Below are 16,089 nucleotides of genomic sequence, written 5' to 3'. Positions count from 1 at the left end.
ACTATCTTCCACGATCTGTCGAACCTCTTCTTGACGCGTGGCATTCCGGCGCCCGGCACATGCGTTCGCGGGCCCGGTGCGCGTGTTCTAGCACGTTGTTTTGCCGTGCTTCTTGTGGGAAACCGCTTCACACGTCTCTGGAAGCGCTCTATAGAAATCCGGCGTCAATGAGCGTCGGGGACGCTTGCGGCTCGAGCAGGGAGAGGCGACAGGCCGACGATGGCACCATCGCCACAGCGCGAGTCGAAGCTCGGCAGGTACATCGGTCTCTACGGGGCTCGGTACATGCGCTTCGTGCGCTCGACGTCCGATGTGACGGTCGATCCGCCGGATGTCGTTGCTCGCGTCAACGAAATTCATCCCTTCATCCTCGCCATGTGGCACGGGCAGTTCGTGCTGCAGCCGACGCTGCATGATTTCAACGGGCGGAATTTCAAGGTTTCTGCCATTGCCGCGCGCCACAAGGATGCCACTGCCATCCGGGCCCTGCTCGGCGAGTTCGACATCGAGGTGGTGCAGGGTGCGGGTGCGAACGAGCGCAAGAGGGACCGGGGCGGCGTCTATGCGCTGCGGACGGCCACCAAGCTGCTCCGGAGCGGCAGTACGTTCTCGCTGACGGCCGACGTGCCGCCGGGGCCGGCGCGCAAGGCCGGCATGGGGATCGTCACGCTTGCCAAGCATTCCGGAAGGCCCATCCTGCCGTTCGCCGTGGCGACGTCACGGTTCTTCGTGCTTCCGACGTGGAGCCGCATGACGATCAACCTGCCGTACTCCAAGCTCGCCTATGTCATCGGCGATCCGATCTGGGTGGCGGCCGACGCGGACGCGGAAAGCATGGAGCAAAGCCGCCGCGCGGTCGAAGCCGGCCTCGATCGTGTGACGGAGAAAGCCTATGGCATCGTCGGGGGAAACCTGGCCCGGGTGACGCCGCCCGCCGCGGCAGGGGCGCTCGCGGGACCGGCGCCGGAAGGTTTTGCACTCAAGATCTATCGCGCCGCAACGCGTGCATTCGGTCTGGCGGCGCCGCTGCTGCTCAACATCAGGTCGCGGCAGGGCAAAGAGGATCCCGCCCGGCGCGGCGAACGCTACGGTCAGACGGATGTTGCGCGCCCCGATGGGGCGCTGATGTGGTTTCATGCGGCGAGCGTGGGCGAGACCAACGCCGTGCTGCCGGTGATCGACCGGCTGCTGGCGGAGCGCCAGGATCTCACGGTGCTGCTGACGACGGGCACCTTGACCTCGGCGGCGATGGCAAAGCGGCGTCTGCCGGAACGGGCCCTCCATCAATACATTGCGCTCGACGTGCCGTCTTATGTGCAGGCGTTCCTGAATCACTGGAAGCCGGACGTGGCGGTGTTCGTCGAGAGCGAGATCTGGCCGAACCTCATTGTCGAGATTGCGCGGCGCCGCATTCCGCTGGCGCTGGCGAATGCGCGCATGTCGTCGCGGAGCGCGGCACGCTGGCGCTGGCTCAGCGGTATTTCGGTGCCGCTCTTCTCGCGCTTCGACGTCGTGCTGGCGCAGAACGATATCTTCGCCCGCACGCTGAAGCGGCTCGGTGCGCGGCGCGTGGTTGCGGTCGGCAATCTCAAGATCGACGCACCGCCGCCGGTGGTCGATGCGGTCGAACTCGAGCGGTTGCGCCAGGCGCTGGCAGGGCGTCCGTTGCTGGTCGCGGCGAGCACGCACGATCCCGAAGAGGAAACCGTGGCGGAGGCGCACCGGCTGGTCGCCGCTCGCCTCAAGGGTTTTTGCACCATCATCGCGCCTCGCCATCCCGGCCGTGGCAAGGCGATCGCGGCGTCGCTGCGCGCGAAGGGCTTCGAGATCGCGCTCCGGTCGGCGGGCGAGCGGCCGGATGCGAAGACCGACATCTACATCGTCGATACCATCGGCGAGCTCGGGACACTCTATGCGCTGACGGACGTCGCGTTCATCGGCGGGTCGCTGATCGCGCACGGCGGGCAGAACCCGGTGGAGGCGATCGGGCATGGCGCCGTGGTGCTCACGGGGCCGCACTGGAGCAACTTCCGCGACCTTTATCGTGCGCTGCTCCGGCACAAGGGTGCGCGCGAGGTGGCCTCGGCGGCGGCGCTGGCGGATGCGCTGGTGGAGATCCTGGCGCAGGAGGGCGAGGTGCTCCGCATGCGGAACGGCGCCAAGGCGGCGCTGCAATCCCTCGCGGGCGCGCTCGACCGGACGGTTCAGGAGCTGATCGCGATGCTGCCCGAGCCCTCGCGTGTGCGCCGTGCCTCTTGAGGAACCCGCCTGGTGGTATGCCGGGCCACGGCATGGAACGGGGAGCCTTGCCGAGCGGCTGTTGGCTCCTATCGGCGATCTTTACGCAACGGTTCTCGAGCGGCGGTTCCGCACGACCACGCCCGTCCAATCAGGGCTGCCGGTGATCTGCGTCGGCAATTTCACGGCGGGCGGGACCGGCAAGACGCCGCTGACGCGTTTTCTCATCGACTTTCTTTCGCAGCGGGCGAAGACGGCGGTGTGCCTCTCGCGGGGCTATGGCGGGTCGCTCGCGGGGCCGGTATGGGTCGACGCCGCGCAACATTCGGCGGGACAGGTCGGCGACGAACCGTTGCTGGTCGCGCAGAGCGCCAAGGTCGTGGTGGCGCGGGACCGCCGCGCCGGGCTCGCGGCGATCGTGACGGCGGGCGGGGCGGACGCCGTCATCATGGACGACGGCCTGCAGAATCCGAGCCTCGTCAAGGATCTTTCGATTGCCGTGGTCGATGCGCGGCGCGGCGTCGGCAACGGGCGGGTGATCCCGGCGGGGCCCTTGCGCGGACGGCTCGGCTTCCAGCTCGGGCTCGTCGACTGCATCGTCGTCATGGGACCGGATCCGGAGGGTGCGGAGGCGCCGATCTTCGAGGATCTGAAAAAACGGTTTCCTGGTCCGGTGCTGCGCGGCAAAGTCGAGGCGGCGGGCGAGACGGGATGGATCGCCGGGCGCAAGCTCATTGCGTACGCTGGCATCGCCAACCCGCACCGGTTCTTCCGGTTGGTGGAAGGCTTCGGGCCGGAGACGCTGCACCGGCGCAGCTTTGCCGATCATCACGTGTTCACGGAACTGGAAGCGGCGCGGCTTCTAGCCGACGCAGAGGCGGCGGGTGCGGAGCTGATCACGACGGAGAAGGATCTGGCGCGGCTGTCAGGGACGACGGGCGCTCGCGCGGACCTCAGGGCGCGATCGCGGACTCTGCCGATTGCCGTCACCTTCGAGGAGCGGGATCTGGTGCGGCTCGGGGCGCTGGTGGATGGTGTGCTGAAGGGCGGGCCGGTGCGCAGCTGACCAGTGTTTGCGCTTTCGCTGGCGTCGCGGGCGGCCATCATTTAAGCTCCGCGCACATATTATCGATGATTTTTTTGAAACTCGGATGTTGCCTCATGTCGTGGCTATCTGCGTTGAAGTCCTTTCATCAAGCGCTGACCGAACCGCCGAACTGGGAAACCTCGCTCGCCTATCCCGACGCGTATGCTGTCGTTCGCGACATCCTCGTGTCGAGCTACTACGGGCCGAACTGGTGGACGCTGCGAACCGACGATCCGGAGATGGGGCATCTCATCGGGACGCTCGAGTTCGTTGAAGACTACGGGCAGATTCAAAACCTGCACAGGTCCATGGTCTTGGGCGTTCGGCTCGAGGATCTCGGCGGGAAAACGCGCGTGATCGTCGACTGGGACATCAACTCCCCGATGGGCTCGCACACGTGCAAGAAGATCAAATCCTACATGATGGAATGGCTGCGCAAGCGGCTTCCGGTGTAGCTGCGTCCAGGAAGGCTCGGGGTGCTCCCGGTGTCAGAGGGTCCCATTTTTGTCAGCTACTCGCGGAGAAACGAAGACTTCGCGCTCGATCTCGCGACGCGGCTTCGCGATGCGGGTGTGGCGAACTGGATCGATCAGATCGATATTCCGGGCGGCCAGCCCTGGAAGGCGACCCTCGAGCGCGCCTTGGAGCAGGCGCGGGGCGTGATCGCCATCCTGAGCCGTCCGGCCGTCGCCAGCAAAGAGGTGCAGTATGAGATCGCCTATGCTCTCGAAAGAGCGCGCTTCGTCTATCCGGTCCTGATCGAGGACTGCGAGCTGCCGGCCAACCTGAAGCCCATTCATTACGTGGACTTTCGCCGGAAGGGCGCCTTGGAGCGCATGATCCGCGATCTCAAGCAGACGGCTGCCAGCGTGGGCGAGAGCATCGCGCGCGGCGAGCTGAGGCGGCGACAGCGGGGCACGAGCTGGGCCATGACCGCGGCGATGACGGACGGTGTCGGCCGGGAGCTTGCGAGCCAGGGGTGCACTCCGGTACGGCGCGGCGGCGCGGGCGGACCGATTTCGTGGCTGGAGCCGGGCGTGGCGCCGTCCGCGGGCGAGATCGCGGTTGGGGGGCCGGTCGAGGCGGTGAGCTCCGGTCCCAAGCCGCTGACGCCGATCCGCTACATGGAGGCGGGCGGTGGCAGGACCGAGTGGTTCAAGGATATCGATGCAGGTCCCGAGATGGTGCTCGTGCCCGCGGGCTCCTTCATGATGGGGGCTCAGGCGGACGATCCATTCGGGCATGAGGCGCTGCGTCCGTGCCGCAAGGTCACCATAAGCCGGGCGTTCGCTATCGCTCGCTGCGCCGTGACTGTCGGCGAATTCCACGCCTTCGTGCAGGAGACGAACCGCGTCATGAACGGCGCGCTTGTGAAGCGCGGTGTCGAGTGGTTGCACGAGGCCGATGCCTCGTATCTCAATCCGGGTTTCGCGCAGGAGGCGTCGCACCCCGTGACGTGCGTGAGCTGGGCGGATGCCGTCGCCTATACGGAATGGCTCGAAGCCAAGACGAACCGCTCCTATCGGTTGCCGTCGGAAGCTGAATGGGAATATGCGGCGCGCGCCGGGACGACGGCGCCCTATTGGTTCGGACGTGCGGCCAGCGTGACGGTGGCCAACTACTGGGGGCTCGATGTGGAGAAGGGCCATGGTGCGATCGCGTTCCGCGAAGGAACCGTGCCTGCCGCCGCGTTTCCGCCCAATCCCTGGGGGCTGTTCAACGTTCACGGCAACGTGTGCGAACACACGGCGGACGGCTTCCGCGAAAATTACTTCGGGTCGCCTCTCGACGGCATGACGGTTGGTGGGCTCGAGGAATCCTATCGCGTGCTGCGCGGCGGGAGCTGGGCCGACACGCGGTCGGCGATCACATCTGCGTCACGCCTGCAGATGGGGCACAACATCCGTTGCGCCCACAACGGCTTTCGCGTCGTGCGGGACCTGATCTGACGGCTTAGGCCTGCGGCTCCGCCCGAACGGTTTCGAGGTGGCGGGCGAGCGAGATGTCGGCGGAGGCATAGGCTTCCTGCAGCTCGACGCTCCAATAGCGCAGGTCGGCGAGGTCGATCTTCTGGCCGGTGACGGCGCAGCGCACGAACTCGCCCGGCGAGACGACCTGGAACTCGCCATCCAGATAGCGGACCTGGGCTTCGCCGCGAATGCCGAAGAGCCTGTCGAAGCGGTTCATGTGTCTCTGCCTCGGAAAATGCCTTTGAGGACGTGTGCGCCCCCTGTGGCCGATCCGATCACATGGCCAATCGGCGCGGCGGCGTCAAGGCAGGGCACCGCGAAATCCTTATCAGAAAAGGCTGCCCTGGTCCTTGGAGGGGCGTTTTTGGGATGCGGGCGGTCCTTTTTCCGCGGTCTTGGCGGTTGCTGCGGCGCCGTCGCCGGACTTGGTCACCGCCTTCGCTTCGACCTGCACGCGGCCGTCCGCAAACTCGATGTCGAGGGCCTGGCCGGGGCTCAAGGCATGGGCGGAGCGGACGGTTGCGCCGTCGGCGTTGCGAACGAGGGCGAAGCCGCGCGCGAGGACGCTGTGGTAGCCGAGCGAGGCCAGCAGCTTCGCCTGACCGTCGAGGGTGTTGCGGTGTTGCGAGATGCGCGCCGCCATTGCGCGCTCCACGCGGCGTGCGAGCGTGTCGAGGCGCTCGCCGGCGCGCTCGACGCGGTGGCGGATCGGAGCGGGCTGCAAGCGGCCCGATGCGCGCTCTAGGCGGGCGCGGCGGACGGAGGCGGTTTTGGCCAGACATTCACGGGCGCGACGCGCGAGGCCGTCGAGCCGGTCGGCGGCGCGGGCGAAGCGTGCCTCCAGAAGGCGTTGATGGAGGCGGGACGCGATGCGGACATGGCGCGTGTGGTGGGCCTGCGTATTGGCGAAGAGTGCGCGGCCGAGGCGGAGGCCGGTGGCGTTCATGCGCTGGCGCTGATGGACAACGAGAGAGCGGGGAGTGGGCAGGCGTCCTGCGATCTGCAGGAAGCGCGTGTGGCTTCTCTGGACCCGGGTGCGCAGCGCGCCGTCCAGCCTGTGGGCAATGTGGTCGAGGCGCTGGCGCGGGAGCGCGGCCAGATCCTCGGCGCGGGGCAGGCCGCGCTCGGCGGAGCGCAAGTCGCGGCGGAGGGCTTCGAGCAGGCGGCGGACGGCGACGCCCAGACGGAGGCCGAGTTTGCCGGTTTGGTCCAGAAGATCCGAGTATTTCGGCACCGCCCATTCGGCGGCCTTGGTGGGCGTCGGCGCGCGGGCGTCGGCGGCAAGGTCGACGAGCGTCCAGTCGGTCTCGTGACCGACGGCGGAGATGACGGGAATGGTGCTCCCGGCGACGGCGCGCACGACCATCTCGTCGTTGAAGCCCCACAGGTCCTCGAGGCTGCCGCCGCCGCGGGCGACGATCAGCACATCGGGGCGCGGGATGGGACCGCCGGGCTGAAGGGCGTTGAAGCCGCGCACGGCTGCTGCAACCTCGGCGGCGCTGCCGTCACCCTGCACGCGCACGGGCCAGATGATGACGCGCGTCGGAAAGCGCTCGCGGAAACCGTGCAGCATGTCGCGGATGACGGCGCCGGTGGGGCTGGTGACGATGCCGACCACGCGCGGCAGAAACGGAAGCTTGCGCTTTCTCTCGTCGGCGAACAGACCTTCGGCGGTGAGGCGGCGCTTGCGCTCCTCGAGCTGTGCCATGAGCGCGCCGAGCCCTGCCGGCTCCAGGCTCTCGATGACGATCTGGTACTTCGACGATCCGGGGAAGGAGGAGATCTTGCCGGTGGCGATGACCTCCATGCCTTCTTCCGGCTTGATCTTGAGGCGGCTCCAGTTGCCGCGCCAGACGACGGCGTCGATCTTGGCCTTGTCGTCCTTGAGCGAGAAGTAGCAGTGGCCCGACGCATGCGGGCCGCGGTAGCCCGAGACCTCGCCGCGCAGGCGCACGTGACCGAAGCCGTCCTCGAGGGCGCGTTTGACCGCGTTCGACAGCTCGGAGACGGTGAACTCGGCGACGTTGTTGCCGCTGTTTTCCGGAGGGGATGGAGGGCTCGCCAACGAATCGTCCTTCTTGTGTGTCGTGGGATCCATGATACACGGGGCAGCGCATAAAATATGCGTGCCGGATCGCCAAGCTGCGCGCTATCCGCATAAAATATACGGCGAAACAACGACTAAGGACGCCTTCTCGGATGAACGTTCTTTTGATCGGCAGCGGCGGGCGCGAGCATGCGCTGGCGTGGGCGCTCTCCGCGAGCCCGCTGCTGACGAAGCTCTATGCCGCGCCCGGGAATGCGGGGATCGCCGAGCTCGCGGAGTGCGTGGCGCTCGATGCGGCCGATCATGCGGCGGTGCTGCGGTTCGTTGCCGAGGCCGCGATCGGCTTCGTCGTCATCGGACCCGAGGCCCCGCTCGTGAGCGGCCTTTCCGATGCGCTCGCGGTGGCGGGCGTGAAGCACTTCGGGCCGTCGAAGGCGGCGAGCCAGCTCGAGGGCTCGAAGGGGTTCACGAAGGATCTGTGCCGTGAGGCCGGAATACCGACAGGGGCCTACGGCCGTTTCAAGGATGCGGCGTCGGCAAAAGCCTATCTGGCCGCGCAGCCGGTGCCGATCGTCGTCAAGGCCGACGGGCTCGCAGCCGGCAAAGGCGTCGTCGTTGCGACCACGCGCGCCGAGGCGGAAGCGGCGGTCGACGCTTGCTTTGCGGGTGCGTTCGGCGCAGCGGGTGCGGAGGTCGTGATCGAGGAGTTTCTCGACGGCGAGGAGGCGAGCTTCTTTGCGCTCTGCGACGGGACGACGGCTCTGGCGCTGGCGACGGCGCAAGATCACAAGCGTGTCGGCGACGGCGACACGGGGCCGAACACGGGCGGCATGGGCGCCTACTCTCCGGCACCGGTGATGACGCCCGCGATCGTCCAGCGCACCATGGAGGAGATCATCCAGCCGACGGTTGCGGCGATGGCGGCGCGCGGCATGCCGTTCAAGGGCGTGCTGTTCGCGGGACTGATGATCACGGCCGAAGGACCGAAGCTCATCGAGTACAACGTGCGCTTCGGCGATCCCGAGACGCAGGTGCTGATGATGCGGCTGACGTCGGACCTGCTCGCGGCAATGCTGGCGACGGCGGACGGCGTTCTCGATCATTTCGATTTGCGTTGGCGCAGCGACGCCGCGTTGACGGTGGTGCTGGCGGCGAACGGATATCCGGGCCCGCCCGTGAAGGGAACCGAGATCCGCGGTCTCGAAGTCGCGCGGATGGTCGCGGGCGTCCAGATTTTCCATGCGGGCACGCGGCGCGACGGAGATCGCATCGTGGCGGACGGCGGGCGCGTCTTGAACGTGACAGCGTTAGGGCAGACGGTCGCAGAGGCGCAGGCGCGTGCCTACGAGGCGATCGCCAAGATCGACTGGCCGGGCGGGTTCTGCCGGCGCGATATCGGCTGGCGCGCGGTGTTACGCGAGGCGGCGGGAGAGTGACGCCGCAGAGGTCGGCGTGCGCCAGGATCCACGACCGTTCGTCGCTAGCAACTTCGGCGAGGGTAAGGTTCTGTTCATGACGCCGGCGCGGTAGCAGGCTTCACAGCGACCGGGATCGATTTGTACGACGGCGTGCCGCTGCGGCGATCGTAGTGATCGATGGCGATGAGGCAGTTGGCTTCCGGGTAGTAGGTGGCGACAGAGCCCGCGGCGATATCGAATGCCACCGCCGTCAATCCGGACAGGGTGCGCGGATCGTCGCCCTCGTTGCAGAGGGTTTCGATGTCGACCAGGTCGCCGTGCTGCAGGCCGCGGCTCGCGAGATCGGCAGCGTTCATGAAGATGATGTCGCGCCGTCCGGTGATGCCGCGATAGCGGTCGTCGAGGCTGTAGATGGTCGTATTGTACTGATCGTGGCTGCGGACCGTCGCCAGGATGAGGGCGCCGGGCTGGTCGCAGCGGGGATCTTCTTCGAGCCCCGCCGCAACGAGAAATTCGGCCTTTCCGGACTTGGTCTTCCACACGCGCCGCGAAGCCGGAACGGAGAGCCGAAATCCTCCCGGATCGGCCACGCGCGTGTTGTAGTCGGCGAAATCGGGGAACACGGCCTCGATCTTGTCGCGGATGCGGCTGTAGTCGGCGACCAGCTCGCGCCATGGCACCTTGGTGCCGGGCAGGGTGGCCAGCGCCAGCTCGCCGACGATGGACGGCTCCGAGCGCAAGTGCTCCGACGCGGGCTTCAGGCCGCCTGACGAGGCGTGCACCATGGCCATGGAGTCTTCCACGGTCACGCTCTGCCGGCCGGTCTCCTGGATGTCGAGCTCGGTGCGGCCGAGACATGGCAGGATGAAGCTCTGCTTGGCGAGCAGCAGATGCGAGCGGTTGAGCTTGGTGGCGATATGAACAGCGAGATCGAGCTGGCGCATAGCCGCGAACGTGACGTCCGGATCCGACATGGCGACGGCCAGGTTGCCGCCGAGGCAGACCAGCGCCTTCGACCGGCCTTCAGTGATGGCCTCGATGGCCTCGACGGCGTTGTGGCCCTTTTCGCGGGGAGCCTTGATGGGGAAGGCAGCCTCGAGATTGTCGAGCAGCTCCTTCGACGGCACCTCGGTGATGCCGACCGTGCGATCTCCCTGCACGTTGGAGTGGCCGCGTAGGGGACAGATGCCGGCGCCTTCCTTGCCGATGTTGCCAAGCATCAGCAGAAGGTTGGCGATCTGGTTGACGTTCGACGTACCGTGGCGGTGCTGCGTGATGCCCATGCCGTAGCAGATGATCACGCGCTCGGCCTCGGCGTAGACCTTGGCGGCGGCTTCGATATCGGTGCGCGGCAAGGCCGAATAGCGCTCGATCTGCGCCCATTCGGTAGCGTCGATGTCGGCTGCGAGGGCGTCGAAGCCGTTCGTATGTTCGGCGATGAAGTCGCGATCGAGGATGCCCTTCCTGCCGGCCGCGATCTCGGCGCGATCCATTTCCAGCAGGGCTTTCATCATGCCCTTGAGCACGGCGACGTCGCCGCTGATGGCGACCTGATAGTAAGACGAGGCAATCGGCGTCGATCCGAGCGTCACCATCTCGAAGGGATTTTGCGGCGCCGCGAAGCGCTCGAGTCCGCGCTCGCGCAGCGGATTGAAAACGACGATCTTGCACCCGCGCTTGGAGGCCTCGCGCAGCGTGCCGAGCATGCGCGGATGATTGGTGCCGGGGTTGTGGCCGATGCAGAAGATCGCATCGGCGTGGTCGAAGTCCTCCAGCGTCACGGTGCCTTTGCCGACGCCAATCGAGTCCGGTAGACCGACGCTGGTGGCTTCGTGGCACATGTTGGAGCAGTCTGGGAAATTGTTGGTGCCGAACTCGCGCGCGAAGAGCTGGTAGAGGAAGGCGGCTTCGTTGGAGGTGCGGCCCGAGGTGTAAAACTCGGCCATGTTCGGATCGGGCAAGCTGCGGAGGGCTTCGCCGATGCGCCGGAAGGCGTCCTCCCAGGCGATGGGCTGGAAGGTATCCGTGGTGGCGTCGTAGGCCATCGGGTGGGTCAGGCGGCCTTCGCTTTCGAGCGCGAAGTCCGACCAGTCCCACAGCTCCGACACCGTATGCGCGGCGAAGAATTCCGGGGTCGTCCGCTTGTTGGTTGCTTCCCAGGCGACGGCCTTGGCGCCGTTCTCGCAGAATTCGAAGGACGAGGTATGTCTCGGATCGGGCCAGGCGCAGCCGGGGCAGTCGAACCCGGCCGGCTGGTTCAGCCGCAAGAGGCCCGTAACCTCGCGGGTGACCGACACCGACATTTCGTTGCTGAGCGCTTTGGCGACGGCCTTGAGTGCGCCCCACCCGCCGGCGGGCCCTTTGTAGTCCTCGACGCCGGCAATGTGCTTCTTGACGGGCCGGGATCCCTGCGTGTCCTTGAACGGCTGGCGCACCATCCCGGGTTTTTGATCGAAGGTCTCAGCCGGGGCCGGCTTGTCGCTTGCATGCGCCGGCTGCTGCTTTTCGCTGTCGATACCGGAGACGCGGTGAGGATTCCTGGCCATGGTCGTCTCCCGAAATCGGCAGGTGACGTTGGGATCGCTGTGACTTGAACATGCGAAGCCGCATCGGGAGATGCAAGGACCACCAAGGTTGAATGGCGTTTACGCGCGGACGGTCGCGGCCCAGTCGAGCCAGAGGCGGACGGCTAGCATGCCGAAACCGTTGCTTTGCCAAGGGCGCGTCAACTCCTTGCGTCTGCCGTGTCCGCTGGGCACTATTCGCCTAGTCCCGTGTGGGCAACCGGGGGCTGCGATGCTGCGGTGGGTGCTGGTAGTCGGATTTGCGATGGCGCTCGCATCGGCGGAGCCGGCTCACGCTCAGACAAACGCTGAAGCACCGGATCAGTCCGCCAGTCTAGAAAGTGACGCCTTTCGGTTGCTAGGGGCCGGCAAGAAGAAAGAGGCCGAACAAGTCTTCAAGACAATTCTGGCAATTCGCGAGTATGCGTTTGGGCCAGATAGCTTCCCCGTGGCTGTTACGCTTAGTGACCTTGCTGAGCTCTACGAGTCACAAGCGCGCTTTGGGGAAGCCGAGGCCAATCTTCTGCGCAGCCTTGCCATACGAAAGAAGACGCGCGGTCCCGAGCATGCCAGCGTCGGTTTCGCTCTCAACAATCTGGCCAGCCTTTACCGCGAGCAAGGCCGCTATCGCGAGGCGGAGCCGCTGGTGAGGAGCGCTATTGCTCTTCTCGAAAAGGCGGGAGCGCAAAGCGATGTCGCCATTGCACTGAACAATCTTGCCGAACTGCATCGCGCGGAAGGGCTGTACGCAGAAGCCGAGGCGGTACTCAAGAGAAGCATCGATATACGCGAGAAGGAGTTCGACCTGGAACATCCACAAGTCGCCTTTGCGCTCAACAGTCTCGGCGCGGTCTACCAGGACGAGGGGCGCTTTGGAGAAGCCGAGGCGCTCTTCAATCGCGCACTCGCAATCGTCGAGAAGGCTTATGGCACCGATGACGACGCCGTCGCTACCGGTCTCTCCAACCTTGCCTCGGCCCGCAGAAACCAAGGACGCTTTTCGGAAGCCGAGACTTTGTACGAGCGGGCCTTGGCCATCGTAGAAAGGAATTCCGGCCCCGATAGCCGGGAGGCTTCACAGGCGCTCAACAATCTTGCCGGTGTTTATAAGGAATCAGGAGACACGGCGAAAGCGGAAGAGTTGTTGTTGCGAAGCTTGGGTATTCTGGAGAAGGTCTTAGGGCCAGACCATCCGGATGTCGGCACCCCGCTAGACAACCTCGCGTCTCTCTACCTAGCGCAGCGCCGTCTGGTCGAGGCCGAGCCGATCTGCAGGCGCGCACTCGCGATCAATCGAAAGGCGCTGGGGGCCGAGCATCCCTCGGTCGCGACAGCGCTCGACAGCCTTGCCTGGTTCTCGCTCGCGCAGCGCGACTTCGTGGGCGCGGCTGACTTCTGGCGGCAAGCGACAACCGTCATCAAGCGCCGATCGGCTCGCAGCGCGGTGGGTGCGTTCGAGCGACCCTGGAGGGAGGCGCAGCGGAGGAGCTGGTATTTCGAGGGCTTGGTGAAAGCGACGGATCGTTTGCCAAAGGAGCTAAAAGACAGCGATCAGCTTGCCGCAGACATGTTCGAGACCGCGCAATGGGGCCAAGGCTCGGATGCTTCAGCGTCGCTCGCGCTCATGGCGGCGCGCTCTGCCACAGGCTCGCCGGCACTTACGGCGCTGGTGCGCGAGCGGCAGGATCTCGTGGGTGAATGGCAGGCGAAGGACAAGGTTCTCACTGCCGCGAGAGGCGAGGCGTCCGGGCAACGCAACGCTGAAGCGGAGAGGAGACTTGCCGACCGGCTGATCGCCATCGACGCTCGCCTCACTGCGATCGATGCCGACCTTGCAAAAGACTTCCCCGACTACGCGGCGCTGGCGAGCCCGATGCCAATCTCGGTCGCGGACGTGCAGGCCAGCCTCCACGCCGACGAGGCCTTGGTGCTTTTGCTCGATACGATAGAGTTCGCCCCGCTGCCTGAGGAAACTTTCGTCTGGGTCGTGACCAAGACGGACGTGCGCTGGGTGCGCTCGGAACTCGGCGGCAAGGCGCTTTTCGACTACGTCACGGCGCTACGCTGCGGTCTCGACGCCGGGGCATGGACAGACGACGGGCTGGGCAAGTGCAATGCCGCGCTGGATCGCGAAGGGAAGGCGCCGCAACCGCAATCGCTGCCCTTCGATGTCGCGAAGGCGGAGACGCTCTATCGCAGCCTGTTCGGCCCGGTCGAGGATCTGATCAGGGGCAAGCACCTGCTCGTCGTGCCGTCCGGGCCGCTGCGGCAATTGCCGTTCCAGGTGCTGGTCACCGGTCCGTCGCAGGACGGTGCAGGCGTGGCTTGGCTTGCGCGCCGGCATGCAATCACCGTGCTGCCGTCGGTCGCAAGCTTGAAGGCGTTGCGGGATCGTGCGCACCCGTCGGCGGCGGCCAAGCCCTATGTCGCCTTCGCAAATCCCCTTCTCAAAGGGCGCGACAAGAATAGCGAGGATCAAACGCTGGCTCTTCTGGCCGTCGAGAAACGCAATTGCTCGCCGCCGCGCGTGCGTGAACTTCTTGCGATCGGCAAGTCGTTTCGAATGCTGGGCGGAGAAGTCGACGTCTCCGATCTCCTGCGCATGGCACCGGTGCCGCAGACGGCAGATCTCGTGTGCGACGTGGCGGACGCCGTAGGGGCCGGTGAGGACGATGTGCATCTCGGGGCGCGAGCGACGGAGGCGGCCGTCAAAGCGCTCAGCGATAGTGGAAAGCTCGCCTCGTACGCCGTCGTGAATTTCGCCACGCACGGGTTGGTAGCCGGGAAACTCGCTCCCGGCGCGGAGCCGGGTCTTATCCTGACGCCCGACGCTTCCACCAAGGAAGACGGATATCTCTCGGCCTCTGAGGTTGGCCAGCTGAAGCTGGATGCCGACTGGGTGATCCTGTCGGCGTGCAACACCGCCGCTGGAGGCACTACGGATGCAACAGCCCTGTCAGGGCTTGCGCGCATGTTCTTCTATGCCGGGGCGCGCGCGCTGCTGGTCTCACACTGGTCCGTGCGCGAGGACGCGGCCGTCGCTCTGGTCACGAGGTCTCTTGCAACGACGGCGGCGGACAGGACTGTCGGCCGTGCTGAAGCCGTGCGGCGGGCGATGATGGTGCTCGCGGATTCGAGCGATCCGCTCGCCTCGCATCCCTCCTATTGGGCGCCGTTCGTCGTGGTGGGCGAAGGGAGCCCGGCGGCGACCCGCTGAAGAGCTCTAGATTTCCGCTTCGACCGGCAGGGCGGCTTACGCGCGGACGGTCGCGGCCCAGTCGAGCCAGAGGCGGACACGGGCCTCGGGGTGGGGAGCGGTCATGAAGTCGGTGATGACGGCGATGCTGTCGGCGCCGGCCGCGAGCACGGGGCCTGCGCGGTCCGGCGTGATGCCGCCGATGGCGACGAGGGGGAGCCGGCCGATGCGCTTCCTCCACGCGCCGATCTTCTCGAGGCCCTGGGGTGCCCATTTCATCGCCTTGAGCTTGGTTTCGTAGATGGGGCCCAGCGCGACGTAGTAGGGATCGGCGCGGAGCGCGGTTTCGAGCTCGTCGTCGTCGTGGGTCGAGATGCCGAGCGCGATGCCGGCGCGGCGTATGGCGGCAAGGTCCGCTGCCGCCAAGTCCTCCTGGCCGAGGTGCAGCTCGGTGGCGCCGAGATCGATGGCGGCCTGCCAGAAATCGTTGACGATCAGGCGGCAGCCCGTGGACTTGGCGACGAAGAGCGCGGACGCGATCTCGCCGCGCGCGTCGTCCTCCGTCTTGTCCTTGACGCGCAATTGCAGGGAGCGCACGCCGAGCGGCGCGAGGCGGGCGACCCAGTCGGCGCTGGGGACGATGGGATAGAAGACATCGGGAGATCCGGGGGAGGCGCCGGCTGAGGTCATGGGCGCCTCGTCACTGACGGCTGCGACCAGGCTTCGGCGCATCGAGGTCGAAGAAGGGCGTTCCGGCGACGGGCGTCGAGGGTTTGGCGCGATCGCTCGGCTCGATGAGGCCTGCCTCGTAGGCCGCGCGGCCGGACTCGATGGCCGCTGCGAAGGCGGCGGCCATGCGAACGGGGTCGTGGGCCCTGGCGACGGCGGTGTTGAGCAGCACCGCGTCGTAGCCCATCTCCATGGCGGCGGCGGCATGCGAGGGCGCGCCGATGCCGGCGTCGATGACCAGCGGCAGGTCGGGAAAATAAGCGCGCAGCGTGCGCAGCGCGTGCGGGTTCGAGAGGCCGCGGCCGGTGCCGATGGGAGAGCCCCACGGCATCAGCACCTTGCAGCCGGCAGCGACCAGGCGCTCGGCGACAGAGAGGTCCTCGGTCATGTACGGGAAGACCTTGAAGCCGCGCTTGTTCAGCTCCTCCGCCGCCTCGACGAGGCCGAACAGGTCCGGCTGCAGCGTGTCGTCGTTGGCGATCACCTCGAGCTTGATCCAGTCGGTGTCGAGGAGCTCGCGCGCCATCTCGGCGGTGGTGATGGCCTCCTTTGCCGTGCGGCATCCGGCGGTGTTCGGCAGCAAGCGGACGGGGAGGGCCCGGATCAGATCGAGGAAGCGCGCGCCGGTGCGGCCACGGGCCTGCTCTCGACGTAGCGATACGGTGACGATGCTGGACTTCGCGGCGCGGATGGCGTCGCTCATGACCTGCGGCGAGGGATAGAGCGCCGTGCCGAGCAGGAGACGCGAGGCGGCCTCCTCGCCGTACACGGTCAGCGGTGTTAACGGCGCGGAACGCTTTTCAGGTGGCGCGGAACGCGACGTACGCAGCGGCTCGTTCT

11 protein-coding genes are annotated in these 16,089 nt (G+C 66.5%); 6 read left to right on the top strand and 5 right to left on the bottom strand.

Going from position 1 to position 16,089, the window contains the following annotated elements:
• Positions 1–219 precede the first annotated feature (219 nt).
• From QZV93_RS11910 to QZV93_RS11895, 4 genes are all read left to right on the top strand, one after another.
• Complete coding sequence (locus QZV93_RS11910) at positions 220–2,259, top strand: glycosyltransferase N-terminal domain-containing protein (protein WP_295558719.1); 2,040 nt, start codon at positions 220–222, stop codon at positions 2,257–2,259.
• Positions 2,260–2,320: 61 nt separating this feature from the next.
• Positions 2,321–3,304 carry a tetraacyldisaccharide 4'-kinase gene (lpxK, locus tag QZV93_RS11905; RefSeq protein ID WP_295558718.1) on the top strand — a complete coding sequence of 328 codons (984 nt, stop codon included), beginning with the start codon at positions 2,321–2,323 and terminating at the stop codon, positions 3,302–3,304.
• A 95-nt stretch (positions 3,305–3,399) separates the two neighbouring features.
• Positions 3,400–3,780: a hypothetical protein gene (locus QZV93_RS11900; protein WP_295558716.1), complete on the top strand. Its 381-nt coding sequence runs from the start codon at positions 3,400–3,402 to the stop codon at positions 3,778–3,780.
• Positions 3,781–3,810: 30 nt separating this feature from the next.
• A complete protein-coding gene (locus QZV93_RS11895) occupies positions 3,811–5,274 on the top strand; it encodes an SUMF1/EgtB/PvdO family nonheme iron enzyme (protein WP_295558715.1) in 1,464 nt (487 codons plus the stop codon).
• A gap of 4 nt (positions 5,275–5,278) precedes the next feature.
• Here QZV93_RS11895 and QZV93_RS11890 read toward each other — a convergent pair whose 3' ends face one another.
• Together QZV93_RS11890 and xseA are read right to left on the bottom strand one after the other, a co-directional pair.
• Positions 5,279–5,512 (bottom strand): DUF2093 domain-containing protein, encoded by a 234-nt coding sequence (locus tag QZV93_RS11890; protein WP_295558713.1) that lies wholly within the window; start codon positions 5,510–5,512, stop codon positions 5,279–5,281.
• Between the two features lie 111 nt (positions 5,513–5,623).
• The gene (gene xseA / locus QZV93_RS11885) at positions 5,624–7,393 is read right to left on the bottom strand and encodes an exodeoxyribonuclease VII large subunit (protein WP_295558711.1); all 1,770 of its coding nucleotides are present in this window, start codon (positions 7,391–7,393) and stop codon (positions 5,624–5,626) included.
• A 101-nt stretch (positions 7,394–7,494) separates the two neighbouring features.
• On the opposite strand from xseA, the gene purD reads away from it, so the two are divergent.
• Positions 7,495–8,778, top strand: a complete 1,284-nt coding sequence (purD, locus tag QZV93_RS11880; protein WP_295558709.1) for a phosphoribosylamine--glycine ligase — start codon at positions 7,495–7,497, stop codon at positions 8,776–8,778.
• 74 nt (positions 8,779–8,852) lie between these two features.
• Here the strand turns inward: purD and QZV93_RS11875 are convergent, their stop codons facing one another.
• Positions 8,853–11,198 (bottom strand): FdhF/YdeP family oxidoreductase, encoded by a 2,346-nt coding sequence (locus tag QZV93_RS11875; protein ID WP_295558744.1) that lies wholly within the window; start codon positions 11,196–11,198, stop codon positions 8,853–8,855.
• A 178-nt stretch (positions 11,199–11,376) separates the two neighbouring features.
• Here QZV93_RS11875 and QZV93_RS11870 point away from each other — a divergent pair, with 178 nt between their 5' ends.
• Positions 11,377–14,541, top strand: a complete 3,165-nt coding sequence (locus QZV93_RS11870; protein WP_363157011.1) for a CHAT domain-containing tetratricopeptide repeat protein — start codon at positions 11,377–11,379, stop codon at positions 14,539–14,541.
• 36 nt (positions 14,542–14,577) lie between these two features.
• Here the strand turns inward: QZV93_RS11870 and QZV93_RS11865 are convergent, their stop codons facing one another.
• Together QZV93_RS11865 and QZV93_RS11860 are read right to left on the bottom strand one after the other, a co-directional pair.
• Positions 14,578–15,210: a thiamine phosphate synthase gene (locus QZV93_RS11865; protein ID WP_295558707.1), complete on the bottom strand. Its 633-nt coding sequence runs from the start codon at positions 15,208–15,210 to the stop codon at positions 14,578–14,580.
• A 10-nt stretch (positions 15,211–15,220) separates the two neighbouring features.
• A complete protein-coding gene (locus tag QZV93_RS11860) occupies positions 15,221–16,024 on the bottom strand; it encodes a thiazole synthase (RefSeq protein ID WP_295558742.1) in 804 nt (267 codons plus the stop codon).
• Between the last annotated feature and the right edge of the window lie 65 nt (positions 16,025–16,089).

Origin of the sequence: uncultured Hyphomicrobium sp., assembly GCF_902826555.1 — a bacterium.
Classification (GTDB): domain Bacteria; phylum Pseudomonadota; class Alphaproteobacteria; order Rhizobiales; family Hyphomicrobiaceae; genus Hyphomicrobium_C.
The sequence above is the reverse complement of the archived record's forward strand: the minus strand, read 5'-3'. Positions and strand labels throughout refer to the sequence as shown.